The following is a 22,376-nucleotide window of genomic DNA, read 5'->3' as shown; positions in this document are numbered from 1 at the left end:
CACAAAAAACTCAGACTAGTTTCGTCTGAGTTTTTCTTATGATCTTAAGTTTTTCAAAAGAGTTTGGGCTTTTTCTAAATTAAAAGTTTTTTCAGCAATCAAGCTTTCTACCAACTTAGGTACTTCAGCCTCTGTGGCTCCTGCTAGAAGAGCCAAGGATTTTGCTTGTAGTTTCATATGTCCATGCTGAATCCCTGTGCTGACAAGAGCTTTAAGAGCTGCAAAGTTTTGTGCAAGACCAATCGAAACGATAATTTGGGCCAATTCCTTAGCTGATGGATGACCTAGCAACTCATGGCTAAGAACTACACGAGGATTAAGACCAATTGATCCACCCTTGGTAGCAACTGGCATCGGCATGGTCATCTCTCCAATTAGTTCTTCGGTTTCCAAATCCATAGTCCAACGACTAAGACCTCGATAGGCACCATCATGACTGGCATAGGCATGAGCTCCCGCTTCAATGGCACGCCAATCATTTCCTGTCGCAATCAAGAGAGCATCAATTCCGTTAAAGATTCCCTTATTGTGAGTAGCTGCTCGATAAGGATCTGCTTGAGCAAACTGGCTGGCTAAAACCATTTTTTCTGCTAGTTCACGCGCTTCATCCTTCTGGCGACTCAAATAACGAAAGGCGATACGACAAGTTGCAGTTACTAGAGAATCTGTGGCGTAGTTGGATAAGATTCCCATTAAACTTTGCCCTTGACTTAGAGCCTCTATACTAGGTTTTAGGGCCTCAAGCATGGTATTGAGCATATTGGCGCCCATGGCTTCCTGGGTATCCACATGGAGGTAAACCACTAAAAAGTCAGCCTCACCAAAAATTTTTTCAACTGTTAGCTCTCTGGCTCCACCACCACGTTTGACAATAGAGGGATAGGCTTGATTTGCCAGTTCCATCAGTTCCGACTTTTGACTCAGAATAGCCTGACGAGCTTGGTCCCTATCTGGGACTTGATAGAGAGCCACTTGACCGATCATTTGGCGTTGGTGAACCTGAGCAGTAAAACCGCCTGCTCTTTTGATAATTTTGCTTGCAAAACTAGCTGCAGCAACAACAGATGGTTCTTCGGTCACATAGGGAACGGTATACTCCTGACCATTTACCAGAACTTCTGGAACTACTGAGTAAGGAAGCGAGAAGGTTCCTACCACATTTTCACTCAATTGGTCCGCAACTGCTAGACTGAGATTTTCATTTTGCGCAAGACTTTCTTGAGCTTCAATAGTAGTAAGCGCCTGAGACTTAACTAGCTCTAGGCGCTCTTGAATTGATTTTTTAGCAAATCCATTCCAATTTTTTTTCATTATTTTTCAACCTTGCTGTAGCGACGTTGGTGGTCTACAATCTCAACCAGAGCATAGTCTTGTCCTTCATAGCCTGACATAATTGCAGAACCAGACTCATCTAAGTTTGCTTCTTCAAAGAAGATTCGTTCATAGTCAGCAACACTCAAAGCTTGACGTTGATCTAGCAAGTCTAAGCGATTATTCTGCAATTGTTTTTCATAGCCTTCAACCAATTCCACACTAAAGAACTCAGATACAGCACCACTACCATAGCTGTAGAGGGCAATCTTATCACCTGCTTTGAGACTATCAGAATTTTCAAGAAGAGACAAGAGACCTAAGAAGAGTGAACCTGTATAGATATTTCCAACTTTTTGGCTATAAATAATAGATTCATCAAAGTGCTTTTGAAGCAAGTCCTTCTTCTCTTGAGGCAAGGATTTGTCTAGGATTTTTTTCAATCCCTTGAGAGCTAGCTTTGGATATGGCAAATGGAAACAAATAGCTTCAAAATCATTCAAGTCGCAATCATAACGCTTTTGGTACTCTTCCCAAGTCGTTTTTAAGCTATCAAGATATTGCTGCGTTGAGTAAACCCCATTTACAAATGGTGTTGTCGAGTAATTTGGACGCCAGAAGTCCATAATATCACGAGTCTGCGCAACATTATCGTTGTTGAAAGCCATGACACGTGGATTCTGGCTAATCAGCATAGCAACACAGCCTGCACCTTGAGTTGGTTCTCCAGGAGTTTCAACACCATACCTTGCAATATCACTGGCTAGTACCAAAACTTTTGATTTTGGAGAATTTTCTACGTGTAACTTAGCATAGTGAAGGGCCGCTGTTGCACCATAGCAAGCTTCCTTGATTTCAAAACTACGAGCAAAAGGTTGAATTCCAAGCAAGCCGTGTACAAAGACAGCTGCAGCTTTACTCTGGTCAATCCCAGACTCTGTAGCTACGATAACCATATCAATCTCTTGCTTATCTTCTTCAGTCAGGATAGAATTTCCTGCACTAGCAGCCAAGGTAACAATATCCTCTGTTAAAGGAGCGATACTCAATTCTTTTAAAAGGAGTCCTTTACTCAATTTTTCAGGATCAATTCCTCGGGTTTCTGCTAAATCTTGTAATTTCAAAACGTATTGACTGGTCGCAAAACCAATCTTATCAATACCGATTGTCATATTTACCTCTATTTTTATCATTCATTGTAAAAAATCGTTCACCTCTATTTTATCACAATTGAGGTCAAATGAGCGAAAAAAGACTTGATTCCCCAAATCAAGTTCACTCATAAATTTAAGCAACCTGCTTTAATCAAGCAAGGTCCTAGCATAATCCGATCAGCACAAAAAAATCGAGTCTTAGCTAGCTCGATTCTTTTTGAGATAATGATACAATTTCAACAAAACTGTTCCACTTGCCATTCCAATGGAGATAACGAGAGCCAACATCATGACTAACATGGCACTAGAAATGGCGTGGCTGAAGTCGCCTGTCACAAAGAAAGAAGTTGTCCGATAGGACAGATAACCTGGCACTAGAGGCGCCAAGGTAGCAAGAGCAAAGACAACTGCTGGTGTTTTATAGATAATACTCATGATCTGACTAAGACAAGAACCAATCACAGCCGCAATAAAGGTCGCCGTAATAACATTCGTCGGCTCCTTGAGGAGCAAATAAAGTAGCCAGATAAACATTCCCAAAACACCGCCGGGAATAAGCATGGAACGTTGGACATTTAAAACGATTAAAAACGTGATAATGGCAAGCAAACTCGCAAGAGCTTGCAATAAAAATGTTGTTAGTGTCATATTAGTTCATTAGTACGAGGGCGACTGATGTTCCAGCCCCTAAAGCTAGGGTAATCAGCAAGGATTCAAACATCTTGCTCATACCAGAGTTGATGTGGTTGGTCATAATATCTCTTACAGCATTGGTCAAGGCAATCCCTGGCACAAAGGGCATAACAGCACCAGCGATAACCAAATCAGCTGTCGATGGTAAACCTGAATAACGCGCCCAGAATTGTGCAATCAAGCCAAAGACGAAAGCCCCTGCAAAAGCTGTCATAAAGGGAATACGGATAAATTTTTCTACATAGAGCGAACAGGTAAAGGCAAACAAGGTCGCCACTCCTGCCCCAATCGCATCGTAAGGATTTCCCCCAAACATGATTGAAAAGAAAGGAGCACTGAGGGTCGCTGCCACCGTTAACTGGATCTTGGTATAGGGAGAAGCTTTTGCATTTAATTCCTTTAACTGAATGAATGCCTCCTCCAAATCAAGCTGACCAGCCACGATCTGACGTGAAATCTGATTAACATCACAAACCTTTTCAATATTATAGAAAGAGGAAGTAACCCGCTTCATGCGCGAGATATTGGTGTTTTCAATGGAAAAGAAAATGGCTGCAGGCATGGCTAGAACATTGCAATCCATAATACCTTGCGAGTGCGCAATACGAATCATAGTATCCTCGACACGATGGATTTCAGAGCCATTTCGAAGCAGAATCGTTCCTGCAAGCATAATGACATCAATAACTGCATTCAGTTTTTTTGATTCGTCCATGTTCCCCTCCTTGATATGCTTCTTTTATTTTATCACAAATTTGAAGGAAAAAAAATCTTTGTCACAAAAACTGTGACAAAGATTGATTAATTATCTGTGTTATGTTCGTCTGTTTGATTATGTGTTGACGAAGATGGAGTCGATTGACTTTGTGATGGCACTGTATTATCTACTCTGTTAGTGTTACGCTGGCTCGAATACGGAACCGAAGAAAAAGAAGAAGAAGGTGGTGGGGTTTTTGGTTTATAAATAGAAATCTTTATACGTGTCGTACTTAGATCAACTTTCTCACCTAGTTTTGGACTTTGATCGACAACAGTTCCTTCAGCAGTGCCCTCAGGTGCTGTCGAAACCTCTACGACTTCGATATTAGCTTCCTTGACACCAACAATTTGAATTAAGTTATTCTTTGTAAATTCAAGACTTGAGCCAATATAACTTGGCATGGTCACGGTTGTCACCTTTTTAGCAACAGTCAAAACGATAGAAGTTGCCTTGGTAAGATCATAAGTCGTACCTTCTGCTAAGCTCTGTTTTAAAACCACACCTGGTTCTGATTCACTGGACTCTTCTTCTTCAATCTTAATCAGATTTTCAGGAACCTTTTTCCCTTTCAATTCTGCTATGACATCTGTAGATTTACGACCAACATAATTTCCAAGCTTGAAGGATTGTTGCCCTGACGAGATAATGAGATTAACTTTAGTTCCTTCTTTGCGAGCTGAGCCAGCATCTGGATCTGTTCGGATGACCCGACCTTCCTCTACGGTATCACTAGCTTCCGTTTTTTCCTCACCAATTTCAAAATTCGCTTTTTTCAAGTTTTCCTTAGCTTCAGCAACAGTTTGACCTGCAACTTTTGGAATCTCAACAGTAGCTGGTGTTCTGGATAGAATCCAGACAAGGGAAGCAAGGACCAGTACGAAGCTCGCCAAAAGAACTAGATAGCGCGCCTTAAAGCGACGTTTTTTCACTGGTTTTTCCAGTGGCTCTTTCGTAGCAAGCTCTGGAGCAACTTTAGCAGTCTGAGAAACTTCTGGCTGTGGTTGAACCTTAGGGATTGATGTTAAGGTTGTCTGAGGAACTTTTGGCAAGGTCTTGGTATCTGCCTTACTAGCATCATCAAAAACACGTTTGGCTTCATTTCTACGATTATAAGACAAACTACTGGATAAATCCACATACATCTCTGAAACAGACTGGTATCGATCAGTCAATTTCTTAGCCGTTGCCTTGATAACCACATTCTCCAAAGCTTGGGGAACAGATGGGTTTTCAGCGATGACTGACGGCAGTGGTTTCTGGAAATGCTGGAGGGCGATGGTTACTGCACTATCGCCATCATAAGGGATATGTCCTGTCAGCATTTCATAGAAGATAATCCCCATGGCATATATGTCACTTTGGAACGTTGCTTTAGAACCGCGAGCCTGCTCAGGTGACAAGTAGTGAACCGAACCCAACATAGAGTTAGTCTGAGTCAGACTGGTCTCTGCAAAGGCTACGGCAATTCCAAAGTCAGTTACCTTGGCCGTCCCATCCGGAGTTAAAAGAATGTTTTGAGGTTTTAAGTCACGATGGACAATACCTTTAGTGTGCGCCAAGCGCATAGCTAAGAGAATCTGACCCATGATACGGACAGCTTCTTCATTTGATAGGGGATAGTGTTCTTTGATATAGCGCTTGAGATCAAGACCGGCTACATATTCCATAGCCAGGTACTGTTGACCGTCCTCTTCGCCGATATCCGTTATCCGAACGATATGGGGATGATCTAAGTCAGCCATTGCACGCGCTTCACGCTGAAAACGAGCAACAGCAATCGGGTCAGTCTGGTAGTTAGTCCTCAAGACCTTTACAGCTACCTCTTCCCCGTCTAAAATCAAATCCTTGGCCAGGTAGACATCTGCCATACCTCCACGGCCAATTTGTTTGACAATCCGATACCGCCCGGCAAAAATCTTGCCGATCTGGATCATTGTGCCGCCTCCTCCTCAATCGAAACAAGGGCAACTGTAATATTATCAAGTCCACCAGCATTGTTAGCAAAACGAATCAAGGTCGCCGCTTTATCATCAAGTGAGATATCACTTGTGACAATATCACAGATTTCACTAGCTGAAATCATATTTGTCAGACCATCGCTATTGAGCAAGAGATAGTCTCCTGCTTCCAAGCTGACAATTCCTAAGTCAGGTTGAATTTCGTCTTTTTGTCCGATAGATTGGGTGATAATATTTTTTTGTGGATGCGCTTCTGCCTCTTCTGGTGTCAGTTGACCTGCCTTGAGCAATTCGTTAACCAAGGAATGATCACTTGTCAGTTGACGGTACTCTTCCCCTCGAATGAGACCGATTCTAGAATCTCCGATATGGGCATAAATTGCCTGATTTCCGATAACCGCAAGAGCTTCGAGGGTTGTCCCCATTCCCTTGTAGGCTTCATCTCGTCCTAGTTGATAAATCTTTTGATTTTCAATCTCTAGATGTTCTGCAAACCATTCGCGAACTTCATTCACGGTATCTATCTGAGTATCTACCCAGGCAACGCCTAAATCCGTTACTGCCATCTCACTCGCAATATTTCCTGCGCGATGACCTCCCATTCCGTCAGCCAAGAGAATCATTGTACAACCTGCTCGGTTGACAAAAAGATTGACATAGTCTTGATTATTTGTACGCTTCTGACCCACATCTGTTAATAATGAAATCTCCATTGTGTCAGTTCCTTCCTAATTGGATATCTTACGAAATTGGCTAATAAAGAATCCATCACTTCCGTATAATTCCGGAGTAATAAGGATACAGCCATCTTTTAGAATATCCTTGCATTCGTGTTCTAGTTTAACCTGCTCAAACTCAGGATGACTTTCTAAAAATGCTTGAACCACTTGAAAGTTCTCTTCCGAGACAATAGTGCAGGTACTATAGGTTATTATACCACCTTTTCGTAGTGTTTGACAAACACTACCTAATATTTCCAGCTGAATTTCCTGTAATGACGCGAAATCTGCCGTTTCTTTATTGTATTTGATATCTGGTTTTCGACGCAATAGACCAATCCCTGAACAAGGAGCGTCTACTAAAATCTTATCAAATTGGTCCTTGCCAAAAAACTCATGCACCTTTCTGGCATCCAATTTTTGCGTTTGGACACGGTCTGCTACACCTAAACGCTGAGCATTTTCTTGAATCAAATTGAGTTTATGATCATAGAGATCTAGAGCCGTTACCTGACCTGTCGTCAAATAAGATGCCATATGGGCTGTTTTCCCACCTGGGGCTGCACAGGCATCCAAAACCTGCTCATCTCCTTGCAAATCCAATGTTGGCGCAACCAACTGACTAGACTCATCCTGGATAGTAATAGCCCCTTCAGCAAACAAAGCGTGACCAGCAAAATGCCCCTGCTCCTTGACCAGACCAGCAGGAGATAAAAGAGAATCACTTGCACCAAGCAGAGCTTTAATCTGTTCTTTTCGACTCAAAGCTGTCACACGGATACTGGCTTTATTGCGTTGCAAAAGACTTTCAAAAATCGCTTGCGCTCTCTCTTCACCATACTCTTCCTTGAGCTTCGAAATCAACCAAACTGGTAAAGAGTAGGCAATGGAATCACGCTTATTTTTACGCTTGATACTGGCAATATCTGGCAAGCCCTCACGCAAAATACGACGAAGAACAGCATTGACCAGTTTTTCACTACCCTTCTTACGAGATTTTGCAATTTCCACTGCCTCATTGACCACTGCATGGTCAGGAAGCTTATCCAAGTATTGGAGTTGATAGACGCTCATGAGAAGCAGAACATAGAGCCAGCTATCTAGCTTATCTCTATCCTCAATAAAGTGAGACAGGTACCACTCTAGCGTGAGTTTTCGATCTACAGTTCCGTAAACAAGCTCTGTCACCAAGCTCTTATCTGTCAGAGATAGCTGACTTGCTTTTAAGTGTTTATTTAAGGCGATATTGGAGTAAGCTTGTTGGATAAAGACATCCTCCAACACCTCTAGGGCTAAACTTCTAGCCGTTTCTACTTTAGTCACCAAATCGTTCTCCTACTACCAAAGTTCGTCCCACACCGTTTAGGAAGGAAGCAATGTCCATCTTAGGTTTTCCTGCTGGTTGAACCTGTTTGAGAGATAGAGCCCCTTCTGCTGTTGCGACAATCAATTCCTTCTTACCGATGGAAAGAATCTCACCTGGAGTTCCATGACCTTCTACAGGGAGTGCTTCATAGATTTTGAAGCGTTCGCCCTTTAGAAAAGTATGAGCAACTGGCCAAGGATTCATCCCACGGATTTGGTTAAAGAGTTGACGATTGGTCTTGTTCCAGTTCAATTTTTCTTCCTCAGGTTTGATATTAGGCGAAAATGTAACCTGGCTTGGGTCCTGTGGTTCTGGCTGAATCTCGCCAGCAATGTATGCAGGCAAAGTATCCAAAAGCAGATCACGACCAACAACCGCCAATTTCTCAAACAAGGTTCCTACATTGTCCTCATCAGTAATTGGGATACTACGACGGGAAATCATATCTCCTGCATCCATCTCTTTGACCATTTCCATAATGGTTACTCCTGCCTCCTCATCACCCTGAATCAAGGCATAATGGATAGGAGCACCACCACGATGTTTAGGAAGGAGTGAAGCATGAACATTGACTGCAAAATCCATGCTATCAAGGAGTTTACTTGGGAGAAATTGTCCAAAAGCTGCAGTCACAATCCCGTCAGCACCCAAATTCATGATAGCTTCCATTTCTGGACTACCCGATAATTTTTCTGGTTGGTAGATAGGTAGGCCTGCCTCTTTGGCTGCTTGTTTTACTGGGGTTTCCTGGATAACTTTTTTACGGCCGACCGCACGATCTGGCTGAGTTACAACCGCTAGAATCTCATAGCGATTATCTGACAAAAGTCCCTTCAAAACGGTCGCTGAAAAGTCAGGTGTTCCCATAAATATTAGTTTTGTCATATCTTCTCCTTCTTACAAAAATTGTTGCGGTTCGTGGTCAATACTGAGACGAAGTTCGCTATTTTCCCGTTCTTGTGTCAAGGCCAAGACCTGGTTAAGGGTTGGACCTAGCTCATCTTCTAAACGATATTTAATTAAAATCTGGTAATGATAGAGGTTATGAGTCCGAGCGATAGGTTTTGGTGTTGGTCCAAGGATGATACAAGCATCCGATAAACCTGATCGCAAAATTTCCATGACTTGATAAGCACGTCTAAGAACCTCTTCTTCTTTTTTATGAGATAAGGTGATTCCAATAGTGAAATAATAAGGTGGATAACCCAACTGACGTCTGATGCCCATTTCATAGGCATAGAAACCTTCGTAATCCTGATCCTTGGCGAATCGAATGGCATAATGCTGAGGATTATAGGACTGAATCAAGACCTGACCTGCCTTTTCAGCTCGACCGGCACGGCCTGCTACCTGGGTCAAGAGTTGGAAGGTTCTCTCAGAAGAACGAAAATCAGGCAGATTCAAGGCTGTGTCCGCATTGAGAACACCAACCAAGGTCACATTTGGAAAATCCAAGCCCTTGGCAATCATCTGAGTTCCCAACAGGATATCTGCCTCCCCTTTGCCAAACTGCTCAAGTAAAGCTTGGTGACTGCCCTTTTTACGAGTTGTATCCACATCCATGCGTAGAATGCGTGCTTCTGGAAAGAGTTCTGCTAGCTCATCATAGGCCTTTTGAGTTCCCGTTCCATAGTATCGAATACTACGACTCTGACAGTTTGGACAGACATGAGGAATTTCCTTCGTAAAACCACAATAATGACAGTTCATAGTCTTAGTATCCATATGCAGTGTCAGAGAAATATCGCAGTTGGGACAGGTATCCACGGTCCCACATTCCCGGCACATGACAAAGCTAGAGTAACCACGGCGGTTGAGCATGAGAACCACTTGCTCTTTTTTATCAAGTCGATCTTGAATCGCCTCAATCAGTGGTGGTGTAAAGTTTGACGTTTCATTTTGCCCGATGTAATCACGGAAGTCAATGAGTTGAACTTCAGGAATACTTGCTAAAGGATTGGCACGTTGTGTCAGGCGCAGATGTTGATAAACGCCTTTGCCAGCACGCGCACGACTCTCTAAACTCGGTGTCGCAGAACCAAGGACTAAAGCCGCTTGATTGTACTGGGCACGTAAAAGAGCCACATCTCTAGCATGATAACGAGGATTGCTGTCTTGCTTGTAGCTGGCCTCATGCTCTTCATCGATAATGATAACCCCTAGATTTTTCAAAGGTGCAAAAACGGCAGATCTAGCACCAACAACTACCTGGGCTTCTCCACGCTCCACCTTGCGCCATTCATCATACTTTTCACCATTGGACAAACCCGAGTGGAGAATGGCTACTTTATCGCCAAAACGAGCAATAAAACGCTCTGTCATTTGAGGTGTCAGAGAGATTTCTGGGACTAGAACAATCGCTGTTTTTCCCATATCCAAGGCCCCTTGGATAATCTGCAAGTAAACCTCCGTTTTCCCACTTCCAGTGATTCCTTGTAAAAGAAATGGAGGATGTTTTTTCCCAATCGCTCCAACAACCGCCTCACAGGCTTCTTTTTGTTCTGGATTTAACTCTAAGGATTGGCTAGCCTCAATGCCTTCAAAATAAGCCGCTGAACGTTGGACTTCCTTTTGCACGATGGTGATAGCACCATGTTCCACAAAGAAATTGACTTGTTCGCGTGAGTAATGTTCTAACAAATCAGCCAAAGGAACTGTTTCAGGATGAGCTAACAAATACTCTCGCAATTCCAATTTCTTCTTAGCACGATTTGAGATTTCTAGCTTTTCTAACTGTTCAAGATGAACTTCAACCCAAGACTGAGTCTTAACTTTCTTCTGATCCACAGCCTGGTACTCTAGTTTTAAAAGCCCTTTTCGAGTCAATCGCATCATCTCAGCCTGCTTTTCTAGGTCAAGTGATGAAAAAGCTAGCGATTCCTGCGAACCAAACAAACGGTCTCTGTCTTTCTGAATCAAGCCTTCCAGAGGATAGAGGATCTTATCATAGCTAGAGTTCAAAAATCCCGGAAGCATAGCTTTTAGAATAGAAATCTTGTATGAAAAAACTGACTTACGTAGTTCTTCAGCCAACCAGAGTTGTTCCTCCGTTAAGACAGGAGAAAAGTCCAGCACCTCGGCAATTTCTTTTAAGTTCTCGTCTGCCACATCTGCATCAGATTGAGACTCCAACCCAAGAACAATTCCCTGAATCAAGCGATTGGCCTTCCCAAAAGGTACATGAACTCGCATGCCAACTTCCAACATTTCCTCAAATTCTTCTGGAATCTTGTAGCTATAGGGCTGGTCTGTCTGCATCAAGGGAACATACACAATGATTTTTGCAATAGCCATATCCTCACCTCCTTCTCCTCTTAAATCGTTTCAATTGATTGAGTATTCTTGCAATAGAAAAAATAAGATTGAGTCCCCCCAACCTTAAATTTTTTCACCTTCTTCTTTTTCTTTTGCGATTTGCTCTTTAATTTTCTTTTCTTCTTCTTCTTTCAATCGTCTTTCTTCTTCGATACGACGACGAACAGCTTCGCGTTTTCCTTCTGGATCTGGATGGATGGTTACATTCCCTGATTCAATTTCTTCCAAGGCACGAAGAGTAGATTTCTCAGATTTGAATTCTTGAGTTGCAGGTGCTCCAGCTTCTAATTCATGAGCACGCTTTGCTTCCAAGATGACAAGTGAATATTTTGATGGTACCTTATCAAGCAAGGTATCAATAGAGGGTTTAAGCATCATTTGTTTGTACCTGTTTTCTAAATTTTATCGAATAGTCGGAGACTTTGGTAGCATATCCTGATAATGACCAATCACGCGGTCTACACGGAAATGTTCAGCTTCAATGACACGTTTGACACGTTCTGCAGCAAGAGGAACATGGTCATTGACAATAGCGTAGTCATACTCACGCATCAAAGCAATTTCTTCTTTAGCTTTTTCGATACGCTGAGCAATCACTTCTGCACTATCTGTACCACGGCCTACGAGACGGTCTTGCAATTCTTCCAAATCTGGCGGTGTCAAAAAGATAAAGACCGCATCTGGAACTTTTTTCTTGACCTGAAGAGCTCCCTGTACTTCAATTTCAAGAAAGACATCGATTCCCTTATCAAGCGTTTCATTAACATAAGTCAGAGGAGTTCCATAGTAGTTACCCACATACTCTGCATACTCTAACATCTGCCCTTGACGGATCAATTCTTCAAATTCTTCCCGTGTACGGAAGAAATAATCAACACCATCTACTTCACCTGGACGTTGTGCCCGCGTTGTCATAGATACAGAATATTGAAATTGATTTTCAGAACTCTCAAAAATTTCTCGTCTAACCGTTCCTTTTCCAACTCCAGAAGGACCTGAAAAAACGATTAGTAAGCCTCGGTCTGCCATGATGTCTCCTTTGGATAGTTTGTGAAATGACTTGAAAATTTCTGTAAGACTATATATCTAAAGCCATTTCTGCTCGCTACAATCTTTCTATCTAGTGTAACAAAAAAGCAGTAATTTTTCAACTGCTCTTTCTTATTTATTTTGCATAATCAACTGCACGAAGTTCACGAATCACGGTTACCTTGATATTTCCTGGGTAATCGAGATTGTTTTCGATTTTCTCACGAACTTTGTGAGCCAAGATTGTGACCTTGTCGTCCTTGATTTGACCTGGATTTACCATAATGCGGATTTCGCGACCAGCTTGAAGGGCAAAGCTGTTTTGAACACCTTCAAAGCTATTAGCAATTTCTTCAAGATCATGGAGACGTTTGATGTAGCTTTCGAGTGACTCACTACGAGCTCCTGGACGGGCTGCGCTTAAGGCATCCGCTGCAGCAACGATAACTGCAATCACACTTTCAGGTTCCACATCTCCGTGGTGACTGGCAATCGTGTTAATCACAACTGGATGCTCCTTGTACTTGCGAGCCAATTCTGTACCAATCTCAACGTGGCTGCCTTCTACCTCACGGTCAATGGCTTTACCAATATCGTGGAGGAATCCTGCACGACGGGCAAGTGCGGCATTTTCACCAAGTTCGCTGGCCATGATACCAGCCAACTTAGCAACTTCAATCGAATGACGCAAGACATTTTGTCCGTATGAAGTACGGAACTGCAGGCGACCCATGATCTTCATCAAGTCAGGGTGAAGGTTCGGCGCACCAATTTCATAGGCTGCAGCTTCACCATATTCACGAATCTTGTTATCAATCTCTTGACGGTTTTTCTCAACCAACTCTTCGATACGAGCTGGGTGAATTCGTCCATCCTTAAGCAAGGTTTCCATAGTCATACGGGCAATCTCGCGACGGATAGGATCAAAACCTGACAAGGTTACCACTTCTGGCGTATCATCAATGATGACATCAACCCCTGTCAAACTTTCAAAAGTACGGATGTTACGCCCTTCACGACCAATGATGCGACCTTTCATGGTATCATCAGGCAGATGAACCGTAGAGTTGGTAGACTCAGCCACATACTCACCAGCAATTCTCTGCATGGCCTGAGCCAAGATATCCTTAGCCAGCTTATCTGAACGTTCCTTAACTTCTTGCTCAGCCTCACGAATACGACTAGCAATTTCCTTAGTCAAGTTTTCCTCTGTCTGAGCCAAGATAATGTCTTTTGCTTCCGACTGAGTCAGAGTTCCGATACGTTCTAGTTCAGCTTGCTTTTGATTCTCAATTTCTTCTAGTTGTTCTTCACGTACATCAAGGTTTTTTGCTCTATCAGAAATACTTTGTTCTTTTTGTTCAAGTGTTTTTTCTTTGTTCGTTAAATTATCATCTTTACGATCAAGACTGCTAGCACGTTCGGTCAAACGACTTTCGATTTGCTTGAGTTCTTGACGTTCTGACTTAAATTCAGCGTCCACTTCTTCACGGTATTTTCTGGCTTCCTCTTTAGCCTCCAATAGTGCTTCTTTTTTAAGAGACTTGCTTTCGCTCTTAGCTTCATTGAGTAATAAATCCGCTTCGCGCTCTGCTTGTCCTCGTAAATTAGTTGCTTCTTGTTCAGCATTTAAAAGCATCAACTCTGCAGCCTCTTGTGATGATTTCATCTTGACTGAGATGCTGACATATCCAATGACTAAACCAATGATGACGGCAAAAACAACAATCGCAATTGTCATGATTTCCATGTTTTTACCTCATTAAATTTGTTAATCCGAATGAATTACATTCCTATACATTTTACCATAAAAATTGATTTTTAACAAACCTTAATTTGAAGTTGTTATCTTGAATTTTAGAACTACAATTCCTCAGAACCTTTCAAACTCTTGAACACATCATCAATAAATATATTTGCCAATCTCTTCTTGAAAGAATCGTTATTTAATAGGGCACCAAACAGATCCTGGCTCTGAGAATACCCTTCTATCAGGGCGTTATCAATCTCTTCTTCAAAAGCAAAAACAAAATCTTCTCTGGAGTTAACACGCGCAGATTGTTTAAGCCTTGGATTCTTCTTCATCAGTTCACGAATGGAAACTGCTCCACTCAAGCCAACCTGCTGGTCAATATCTAAGTTAAGCTGTTCATTGATTTCATCCAAGATTTCAGACAATCGTTTTTCTTGTTCTCCAGTAACATCACTCGTACTTGGCTTTGGAAGAGATAATTCTGGGTGATGTTCTAATTCAGAAACTGATCTGAATGAACCAGTATGCTTGTGTTTCATATAGTCCACGACAATCTTATCAGCGATTGTAAAGTCATCCCCTCCTAAACGAACGTCAATCATTTTTACGAGACTTTGAAGATAATTATATCGCTCGTGGAGAACTTCATTTTGATAAGCTGTTGCTTGAATCAAGAATGTATACATCCGAAGAAAACCACGAATAACTTTTCGAATAGATAGTTGTTTTTTCTCATCAAATCGCTTCACTCTATCGTAACCTTGATTTAACAAAGCAACCATTTTTTGTTTTTCTCTACTTGAACGTTTTTCTTGATATAAAAATTGATTAAACTCATGAACCACTTCGCTATCCAAAATACCATATTCGTCAATTTTCCGATCCAGTTTTAAGACATCACTAGGAGCAATGGTATCAGCTAAAATTGTCTCACGATAATAGGGAGAAAAAGCTGAACGAATATCATCGTAGGTATTTTTAAAATCAAGGATAAAAGTTTTCTTGTTGTAACCTCTATAGATACGATTCAGACGAGACAATGTCTGCACCGCCGCAACACCACGCAATTTTTTATCTACATACATAGCAACCAACTTAGGTTGGTCAAAACCAGTCTGATACTTATTTGCCACAATCAGCACTTGATAATCATCAGTATTAAAGCGATCCTTCAAATGCTCTTCCTTAAACTGATTCATCTGAGATTCAGAGTATTCTCTTCCTTGATAGTCAACCTTACCTGAGAAAGCAATCAGGGTACCAATGCTTGTGATACTGTGATCTTTAAAGTATTTTTCAAAGGCTAACTGGTATTTAACTGCCGCTTCACGACCAGAAGTCACAAGCATGGCTTTCCCTTGACCACCTAACTCTGCCATAATATCATGACTAATAAAGTGGTCCATGATAATTTCAACCTTTTGATCGATATTTTCATCATATAATTCCAAGAACTTGGCAATCTTACGCTTAGCAATTGTAGTTTTCAGCTCTGGATCTTCCTCTACTGCTTTATTGAGTCTGTAGTATGTTTTATAAGTTGTGTAGTTATCTAAGACATCTAGGATAAAACCTTCCTCTATAGCTTGCTTCATACTATAGACATCAAAAGGAGCTTTAGAGCCATCTGACTGTGTCGTACCAAACAACTGTAGAGTAGTTGCCTTAGGAGTCGCTGTAAAGGCAATGATTGAAACATTATCTTGCTTACCTGTACGTGCTATATCCTGCTCAATAGCATCCGCAACCGTCACTTCCTGAACCTCATCGATGGTTCCATTTTCTGTATCCGTTTCAGTCAAGACCTGACTAACTGAACTCATATAAGAGCCTGTCGTCGAACTATGAGCTTCGTCAATCAAAATAGCAAACTTCTTGTTAGCAGTATTACCTACAGACATCCAATCCGACTGATTGATCTGTGCGAATTTATGGATTGTCGTTGCAATAATTTTTGTATTTCCTGCAATTGCATCTGCCAAGTCGCTCGAAGTTTCTTTATCTCCCATCACCTTAACTACACCATATTTATGGGAAATTTCCTTAACAGCTTCTTGTAATTGACGGTCGACTACGATGCGGTCCGTAACGATTAAAACTGTATCCACGATGTTTTGATTTTGTTCATCATGAAGTGAAACCAGACTATGAGCTAACCAGGCTATGGTATTTGTTTTACCAGAACCAGCTGAATGCTGAATTAGATAATTACTGTCAGTGTGGTTGATTTTCATGTCTTCTAGGAGACGGCTGACAGCTCTTCTCTGATGGCACCTAGGAAAAATCAGTGTTTTCTTTTTAGAATTGCTCTTATCGACTTCATAAAAGATGAAACTCTCTATCAGCTGAAGGATACTATCCTTGGTCAATACATCAAGCCACAAGTATTCTGTATCTACGCCATTAGGGTTGTGTGGATTCCCACTTCCCATATCAGCTCCTTCTCCTTTCCCCATATTAAAGGGTAGGAAGTAGGTTTCTTGGCCTTTCAACTGGGTAGTCATGTAGACTTCCAAGGTATCTACAGCAAAGGAAGCCAAGACTCCCTGTTCAAAACGAAAGAGGCGATTCTTGGGATTGCGACCTTTCAGTTGCTTGATAGCATCCTGAACCGATTGGCCATTTGGATTGAACTTAAGCTCAATGGCAAAAAGGGCCAATCCATTGATAAAGATTACAAGGTCGATGCGATCATCTTCTTCATAAACCACTTCTTCAATCACAGACAAACGATTGGCTTGGTATTGCTGAACGGCTTTTTCATTAAAACTAGTTGCAGGTTTGCGATAGAGGAGGCGCAGTTGCTTGTTTTCAATAAAGACACCCTCTTTTAAGGCGAACAAAAATCCACCCTTGACGATTTCTGTATTGATGAGATTGGTGATTGTTTCCTTACTCAGTTTTTTGAGGAGATATTCCATAGTCTCCTCCTGGGTCTCCATCAGAAAATTCCAGAGGAGTTCCACATCCATGGCTAATCGAGGGTCGTACTGGGCCGCATCCCGCTGGATATAACCATTTTTTTCTTTTAAGTCTTTGATAATCCACTGCTGGAAATCATAGCGCTCTTTTAAGCCCAAATTTGCCATAGTTTCTCACTTTCTAATATTTACTATAATTTTTATCTTCCCTATGCTTATATGTCAGCATTTCCCGTCTTTTTTCTTCTTTCTTTCTCAGAATCTATAGTAATTTTCAATATTTCTCTAAATACCTTTATTAAATTAAATAGTGATAATACAAAATACGTTAATAATCCAATATATACAGAGATAGTAACGCGTAAAAAATCACTAGTACTACTCGGCTCTTGAGTAAGAAAAAAGGAAGGAATGATTGTTAAAATAAACGATAATAATGATAAATCAAATAGCTCTTTTATTATCAATAGATCTAAATTAAGACTTTTTAATTTTTTTATAAAACGATTTGTTGCAAAAAATGAAGTAATTCCAAATGAAGCTACTAATACACCTGATATAAAAATAAAAACATTTTGGATAGATGATACGAATTCAACATAATTATGAATAACACATAATTGAAGTTGGGAATTAAAAACATAGATTGATACTATTAAAGAGATTATTAAAAATAAATATTCCTTGTATTTCCTAATCTTTGAAAGCATTTAAATATCCTTCCTTCTCTTTGTATGCTTTTTCCAGTTTGTCATAAATAATATCATTATCAATATCTTCTATGTAATATTTTTCGTAATAGTTTAACTTATGATTTACTAAGTCTATTATCTCAGAATCACCATAGACAGACATAGTTCTTATTGTCACATTTTGATTATCTTTATAAGAATTAAATTCATCTATTGCACGTCTCAGTCTATTTTTATTTAAATTGGTGCCCTTAATCCTCATTTCCATGCTTTTTGCCGACAATTCCTTAGCAAATTCAACACCACTATTAATATCTTTCACTTGTTCTGAGAATAATGATAAATTGTCTGGAATTGCGATTGAGAAAACAACATCATGAATATGTCTCATGTTATTTAGATTTTTAATAGTATTCTCATCCTTGATGATAACAAATTCAAATTCTTTATAATCGACACCCACCTTTATAGCTAAGAATTTTCTTAATTCTTCTATTGTAGTTTGTGATTTACCGCGTTTCTGAAGTAAGATACTATTTTTGAAATCATATAAAAATTGGGCATCATTAGCTATTCCTTCAGTATCTTCTTTTTCTACTATATCTCTATTTTGAGTCCGGATATCATCAATCTGAATATCTTGATTCAAATCAACTTTTGCAATAGTAAAAACTAAATATTCATCTGTTTTACGAATTTCATTACGTAAATAATACGATAGATTACCAATAGATTCTGTAGCAAGTGGCACATTAGGAACAATTCCAGCAAAAAATGCATTAATCTTTGAAACAGCATTTGTTTCAGAAATAGCTTTATAAAAAAGGCACTTGAATTCACGTTCTACAACCATTTACACCCTCCTTTTCCCTGTCACATAATCATAAATAAGAGTTTGTCGTTGTTTATTAATATTTTCAATTTGCTGATTCTTGATAGTAATCATTTTATTTATTTGCATTATTTGTCTATCTAAATATTCTACAATTGATTCCTGTTCTTCAAGATTTGGTAGTACAATTTTCAGCGAAGATAGATACTGGTTATTTATAATTGGTACAATCGTGTAAAGTGCTGTCTCTCTTATATATTGACCACTTGAAAACATTAAATAAGCTAGATACTTTGGAAATATTTGTCCTATGACTTTCAACGCCGTTATTTGTTGATTTGAATACGAACTATTCTCCGAATAACCAACTTTACCAATACTTGCAATACCAACAACCAAAATTGTTTTTTCAGGAAATACTGATAATTTTTCTTTTTTAACAATTTCGCTTGTGATATAGTTCTCAGCACTAGTTAAATCGATAGATTCATCTGAAAAATCTCCTGGTTTAAACCAACGAACACCTTTCCTTTCTTGGTTTACACCTATAGATTGAGGTGGAGTAGTACCCGTTTGAAAATCTACATAATCTTTCAATCTTTTCACTCCCCACCCTTGAGGCACTTGTCCAATCCAGTCGATTCCTGAATCTTTCATTGGGACTGTTTTATCCAGTCCTTTTGTGACGGTCTCATAAATCAAGCTAGCTCGGTAGTCTTTAAGTTTTTGAATTTGCTCCTCCAGTAGGGCTTTTACCTTATCTAACTGGGCGGTTTTCTTATCTAAGTAGCTAGATATAGAATTTTGCTCATTTATGTTGGGTAGTGCAAAAATAAATTCTCCCATTTTTTCTTGAGACAATGAATCCATAGTACTACCTATCGAAACTTTTTGAAAATAATTTTTAAATTCTAGAGAGCTTAAAACGTAATAGAGAAAATGATTATCATATCTATTAAACAAAGGTCTAAGTACAAGTAAATGACTATTTAACGACGCACTATCTGGCAATTCATCAATAAGTGCTAGTTTCCCAACTGTTCCATCTTTTGTAACTAGTAAGTCTCCCTGCTTTAACTGAATTTCTGGAGCTTGTTCATATCTCTTTTGTGATATATGATATGCTGTATCCCAGTTCACTCGACCATTTTTAAAATCAGTTCCTGTAACTAAATATGGTCCTTCATCAATAAATTCATCAGCTTTTAATCCTTGCCAGCCAATTCTCCCCTTCATATAAGTAAAAAATTTAACTTTAATTACTTCCCACTCTTCTGGTATCTGTCCGATCCAGTCGATACCACTCTCTTTCATCCTAGTCATGTTTGAGTTCCTCCAAGAGAGTCTGTAGTTCTGCTTCTAAGTCATAGAACTCTGCCAAGAGCTTCTCTGCACTCTCTGGTGCTTGGTATTGATAGAAATAGCGGGTAAAAGGAATCTCGGCTCCATAGCCCTTTTTCTCATCAAACCAGTAGTGGGCATCAGGTACATGTGGGTAGACCTCACGCGCAAAGTAGTCTTCAACATCCTCTGTCAGCTTAACGATTTCACTGTCCTTGGTGGTCTTATCATAGACAATCCCTCCAGCAATCTCATTTGGCTTGTCTTTCTTCTTAGTGCGGATGACTTCTGCTGTCTTGTCCATTTCACTCATAGCTAGGGCTAAAGCATTGATATTCGCAGGCGTTACCTTGATATCCCCTAATAAGTCCTTAATGACTTGGACAAAGATTTCAAAATTAGGATAACTTTCTTCCGTGATTCCCCTACCAAGAGCATCCAAGATAGCTTCTTGCTTGGCCTTCCCAGCTTCGAAGTCTTGTAATTTTTTCTCATCTTTGGCTGAGCGTGGTTCCATCTCTAGCAATTCTTGATACTGGTATTCGTCAAATAGTTTAGCTAGGAAAGGAACACTTTTGGCCTTCTCAATGGTTTCTTCAGTAATCCAGCCACGACGTTGCAGAGGTTGCATGACTGTATATTCTCGGTAAAGAAACTCTTCCTTATCAAAGATCTTCACATGGTCATTTTCTTTGAAATCATCATACCATTTGAGGATCTGGCGGATATTGTCTTGAGACAACTCACGACGTTTTTGTCCCAGAGATTTACGCAAAGGAACAAACTCTTCCGTCGCATCGATAAATTGGACTTTGTTTTGACGCTCAGGAGATTTGTTTTTATTGTAAATCCAGATATAAATCCCAATCCCTGTATTGTAGAAAAACTGTCCTGGAAGAGCAATAATAGCTTCCAACAAGTCATTCTCAAGGATGTAACGACGGATCTGACTTTCCCCAGATGAAGTACCTCCAGAAAAGAGAGGTGAACCGTTTGAAATGATAGCGGCTCGTCCGTTTTCCTCTAGTTTAGCCAAACCATGAAGATGGAAAAGTAGCTGGGCATCGCCAGTTCCCGGGGTCGCAACAAAACGTCCTTTTTGACCTTCTGTACTCTCAAAAAGTTTATAGTCTCTTTTAACTGCGTCTTCTACGCCATCATCTGCATCTTTCCCGCCCCAAGATTGACCAAAAGGAGGATTGGCAATAACAAAACTCATCTTTGTATCTGGGAATGGATCGAGTTCTTTTAGGGTGTCCGCCTTCACAAAATAATCCGAATCTTCCTGACGAATCAGCATATCCGCTCGACCAATCCCGAAAGTCTCAGGTAAAACTTCCTGACCAAAAAGACGGACAGTCACTCCTGTATCGAGCTTACGGATATAACTTTTGGCTGTCGCTAGCATACCACCTGTACCAGCAGCCATATCTAGGATTTTCAACTCTTTTTTATCGACAAATAATTCTTCATCGGCTTCGATCAAGAGCAGATTGACCATTAGAGCAATGACTTCACGCGGTGTATAGTGAGAACCAGCTTCCTCATTTTCAGAAAAGCGACGGATAATATCCTCAAACATATAGCCCATCACCATAGAGTCCACAGAACTTGGCGATAGGTCAATCTGAGAGAACTTTTTGATGACCGTAAAAAGACGTCCAGACTTTGCAAGTGTGTGGACCTGTTCTTTAAACTTTAGATTTTCAATAATATCCTTCACACGACAAGAGTAACCATCTAGATAGGCAATAAAATTTTCTTCAATCGAATTGGGATCATTTTGGAGGTTTTCAAGCGTAAAAGGACTGGTATTATAGTATTTATAGCCAGACTTGTTCTCAAGAACCTTTTCAGGTGTATTGGGATTTAACTTATAAAGTGCAACTACTTCATCTTTGGTTGGCAATAAAGCGGCTTCTAAGCGAGTCAAGACAAACATCGGAATAATGACATCTCGATACTTATCTGCACGGTAAGCTCCACGTAAGGTATTCGCAATCGACCAAACTGCATTAACTACATTTGAAATCTGAACATCATTCGACTGGAATATCGGTAGTTTTTCTTTAAAATTAGACATTTGCTTCCCCTGTTTTTATGATTTACAATTCTCTTCATTATACCATAAAATAAGAGTTATAAAGCGCATTCAAGGGTAAATAATGCGGTTATTATACTAAAAAACTATTTTTTATCCCAGGAACTTTATCAATTTTTGAAACGAACCTCTACAAAAGATTATTTATATAAAAAAAAGTCTACCTTTCAGTAGACTTAGTAATGATCTTTAAAGGATAAGAAAGCGATGCTATCCCCATCCATCATATAAATCAAGCGATTTTCTGCGTCAATGCGACGTGACCAAGCTCCTTGGTAATCATATTTGAGTGGTTCTGGTTTCCCAATTCCTGTAAATGGATCACGTTGAATATCCTTGATTAGTTTGCTGATTCTTTTTAGCATTTTCTTGTCTTGAGTTTGCCAGTAGCAATAATCCGCCCAGGCATCTTCTGTAAACTTGAGTAGCAT

Annotated in this window: 18 protein-coding genes; all 18 read right to left on the bottom strand. The window is 40.2% G+C overall.

All coding sequences use genetic code 11. The features are described from left to right. Nucleotides 1–36: 36 nt before the first annotated feature. Nucleotides 37–1,311 (bottom strand): hydroxymethylglutaryl-CoA reductase, degradative, encoded by a 1,275-nt coding sequence (locus QM874_RS06230; RefSeq protein WP_414316646.1) that lies wholly within the window; start codon nt 1,309–1,311, stop codon nt 37–39. Next, nucleotides 1,311–2,483 (bottom strand): hydroxymethylglutaryl-CoA synthase, encoded by a 1,173-nt coding sequence (locus QM874_RS06225; RefSeq protein WP_414316645.1) that lies wholly within the window; start codon nt 2,481–2,483, stop codon nt 1,311–1,313. Before QM874_RS06225 ends, QM874_RS06230 begins: the two co-directional genes overlap by 1 nt. A gap of 180 nt (nt 2,484–2,663) precedes the next feature. After that, nucleotides 2,664–3,113, bottom strand: coding sequence for a threonine/serine exporter family protein (locus QM874_RS06220; RefSeq protein WP_414316644.1), 450 nt, complete (start codon nt 3,111–3,113; stop codon nt 2,664–2,666). 1 nt (nt 3,114) lies between these two features. After that, the gene (locus QM874_RS06215; protein WP_414316643.1) at nt 3,115–3,873 is read right to left on the bottom strand and encodes a threonine/serine exporter family protein; all 759 of its coding nucleotides are present in this window, start codon (nt 3,871–3,873) and stop codon (nt 3,115–3,117) included. Nucleotides 3,874–3,959: 86 nt separating this feature from the next. Continuing rightward, nucleotides 3,960–5,852, bottom strand: coding sequence for a Stk1 family PASTA domain-containing Ser/Thr kinase (gene pknB / locus QM874_RS06210; protein ID WP_414316642.1), 1,893 nt, complete (start codon nt 5,850–5,852; stop codon nt 3,960–3,962). Continuing rightward, a complete protein-coding gene (locus QM874_RS06205; protein ID WP_414316641.1) occupies nt 5,849–6,589 on the bottom strand; it encodes a Stp1/IreP family PP2C-type Ser/Thr phosphatase in 741 nt (246 codons plus the stop codon). Before QM874_RS06205 ends, pknB begins: the two co-directional genes overlap by 4 nt. A 15-nt stretch (nt 6,590–6,604) precedes the next feature. Further along, nucleotides 6,605–7,918, bottom strand: a complete 1,314-nt coding sequence (gene rsmB, locus QM874_RS06200) for a 16S rRNA (cytosine(967)-C(5))-methyltransferase RsmB (RefSeq protein ID WP_414316640.1) — start codon at nt 7,916–7,918, stop codon at nt 6,605–6,607. Next, a complete protein-coding gene (gene fmt / locus QM874_RS06195; protein ID WP_414316639.1) occupies nt 7,911–8,846 on the bottom strand; it encodes a methionyl-tRNA formyltransferase in 936 nt (311 codons plus the stop codon). Before fmt ends, rsmB begins: the two co-directional genes overlap by 8 nt. Before the next feature lie 12 nt (nt 8,847–8,858). Then, on the bottom strand, nt 8,859–11,255 hold the full coding sequence (locus QM874_RS06190; protein ID WP_414316638.1) for a primosomal protein N': 2,397 nt from the start codon (nt 11,253–11,255) through the stop codon (nt 8,859–8,861). Between the two features lie 84 nt (nt 11,256–11,339). After that, nucleotides 11,340–11,654, bottom strand: coding sequence for a DNA-directed RNA polymerase subunit omega (gene rpoZ, locus QM874_RS06185; protein ID WP_006146546.1), 315 nt, complete (start codon nt 11,652–11,654; stop codon nt 11,340–11,342). Nucleotides 11,655–11,678: 24 nt separating this feature from the next. Next, nucleotides 11,679–12,305 carry a guanylate kinase gene (gmk, locus tag QM874_RS06180; RefSeq protein ID WP_000775049.1) on the bottom strand — a complete coding sequence of 209 codons (627 nt, stop codon included), beginning with the start codon at nt 12,303–12,305 and terminating at the stop codon, nt 11,679–11,681. Between the two features lie 136 nt (nt 12,306–12,441). Beyond that, entirely contained in the window at nt 12,442–14,055 is a 1,614-nt protein-coding gene (locus tag QM874_RS06175; RefSeq protein WP_414316637.1) for a ribonuclease Y, read from the bottom strand. A gap of 113 nt (nt 14,056–14,168) precedes the next feature. Then, complete coding sequence (locus QM874_RS06170) at nt 14,169–17,147, bottom strand: type I restriction endonuclease subunit R (RefSeq protein ID WP_414316636.1); 2,979 nt, start codon at nt 17,145–17,147, stop codon at nt 14,169–14,171. Between the two features lie 47 nt (nt 17,148–17,194). Next, nucleotides 17,195–17,689, bottom strand: coding sequence for a hypothetical protein (locus tag QM874_RS06165; RefSeq protein WP_414316635.1), 495 nt, complete (start codon nt 17,687–17,689; stop codon nt 17,195–17,197). After that, nucleotides 17,673–18,524, bottom strand: coding sequence for a hypothetical protein (locus QM874_RS06160; protein ID WP_414316634.1), 852 nt, complete (start codon nt 18,522–18,524; stop codon nt 17,673–17,675). Before QM874_RS06160 ends, QM874_RS06165 begins: the two co-directional genes overlap by 17 nt. After that, entirely contained in the window at nt 18,525–19,826 is a 1,302-nt protein-coding gene (locus QM874_RS06155) for a restriction endonuclease subunit S (protein ID WP_414316633.1), read from the bottom strand. Next, nucleotides 19,819–21,927, bottom strand: coding sequence for a type I restriction-modification system subunit M (locus QM874_RS06150; protein ID WP_414316632.1), 2,109 nt, complete (start codon nt 21,925–21,927; stop codon nt 19,819–19,821). The genes QM874_RS06155 and QM874_RS06150 overlap by 8 nt, the downstream gene beginning before the upstream one ends. 194 nt (nt 21,928–22,121) lie before the next feature. Then, the gene (locus QM874_RS06145; protein ID WP_414316631.1) at nt 22,122–22,376 is read right to left on the bottom strand and encodes a Txe/YoeB family addiction module toxin; all 255 of its coding nucleotides are present in this window, start codon (nt 22,374–22,376) and stop codon (nt 22,122–22,124) included.

This window comes from Streptococcus infantis (genome assembly GCF_047463615.1).
In the GTDB taxonomy this organism is placed as follows: Bacteria; Bacillota; Bacilli; order Lactobacillales; family Streptococcaceae; genus Streptococcus; species Streptococcus infantis_X.
The sequence above is the reverse complement of the archived record's forward strand: the minus strand, read 5'-3'. Positions and strand labels throughout refer to the sequence as shown.

Coding starts and splice junctions, on each gene's coding strand:
- QM874_RS06230 (WP_414316646.1), bottom strand. CDS start 1,311: ATGAAAAAAAATTGGAATGGATTTGCTAAAAAATCAATTCAAGAGCGC.
- QM874_RS06225 (WP_414316645.1), bottom strand. CDS start 2,483: ATGACAATCGGTATTGATAAGATTGGTTTTGCGACCAGTCAATACGTT.
- QM874_RS06220 (WP_414316644.1), bottom strand. CDS start 3,113: ATGACACTAACAACATTTTTATTGCAAGCTCTTGCGAGTTTGCTTGCC.
- QM874_RS06215 (WP_414316643.1), bottom strand. CDS start 3,873: ATGGACGAATCAAAAAAACTGAATGCAGTTATTGATGTCATTATGCTT.
- pknB (WP_414316642.1), bottom strand. CDS start 5,852: ATGATCCAGATCGGCAAGATTTTTGCCGGGCGGTATCGGATTGTCAAA.
- QM874_RS06205 (WP_414316641.1), bottom strand. CDS start 6,589: ATGGAGATTTCATTATTAACAGATGTGGGTCAGAAGCGTACAAATAAT.
- fmt (WP_414316639.1), bottom strand. CDS start 8,846: ATGACAAAACTAATATTTATGGGAACACCTGACTTTTCAGCGACCGTT.
- QM874_RS06190 (WP_414316638.1), bottom strand. CDS start 11,255: ATGGCTATTGCAAAAATCATTGTGTATGTTCCCTTGATGCAGACAGAC.
- rpoZ (WP_006146546.1), bottom strand. CDS start 11,654: ATGATGCTTAAACCCTCTATTGATACCTTGCTTGATAAGGTACCATCA.
- gmk (WP_000775049.1), bottom strand. CDS start 12,305: ATGGCAGACCGAGGCTTACTAATCGTTTTTTCAGGTCCTTCTGGAGTT.
- QM874_RS06175 (WP_414316637.1), bottom strand. CDS start 14,055: ATGGAAATCATGACAATTGCGATTGTTGTTTTTGCCGTCATCATTGGT.
- QM874_RS06170 (WP_414316636.1), bottom strand. CDS start 17,147: ATGGCAAATTTGGGCTTAAAAGAGCGCTATGATTTCCAGCAGTGGATT.
- QM874_RS06165 (WP_414316635.1), bottom strand. CDS start 17,689: ATGCTTTCAAAGATTAGGAAATACAAGGAATATTTATTTTTAATAATC.
- QM874_RS06160 (WP_414316634.1), bottom strand. CDS start 18,524: ATGGTTGTAGAACGTGAATTCAAGTGCCTTTTTTATAAAGCTATTTCT.
- QM874_RS06155 (WP_414316633.1), bottom strand. CDS start 19,826: ATGACTAGGATGAAAGAGAGTGGTATCGACTGGATCGGACAGATACCA.
- QM874_RS06150 (WP_414316632.1), bottom strand. CDS start 21,927: ATGTCTAATTTTAAAGAAAAACTACCGATATTCCAGTCGAATGATGTT.
- QM874_RS06145 (WP_414316631.1), bottom strand. CDS start 22,376: ATGCTACTCAAGTTTACAGAAGATGCCTGGGCGGATTATTGCTACTGG.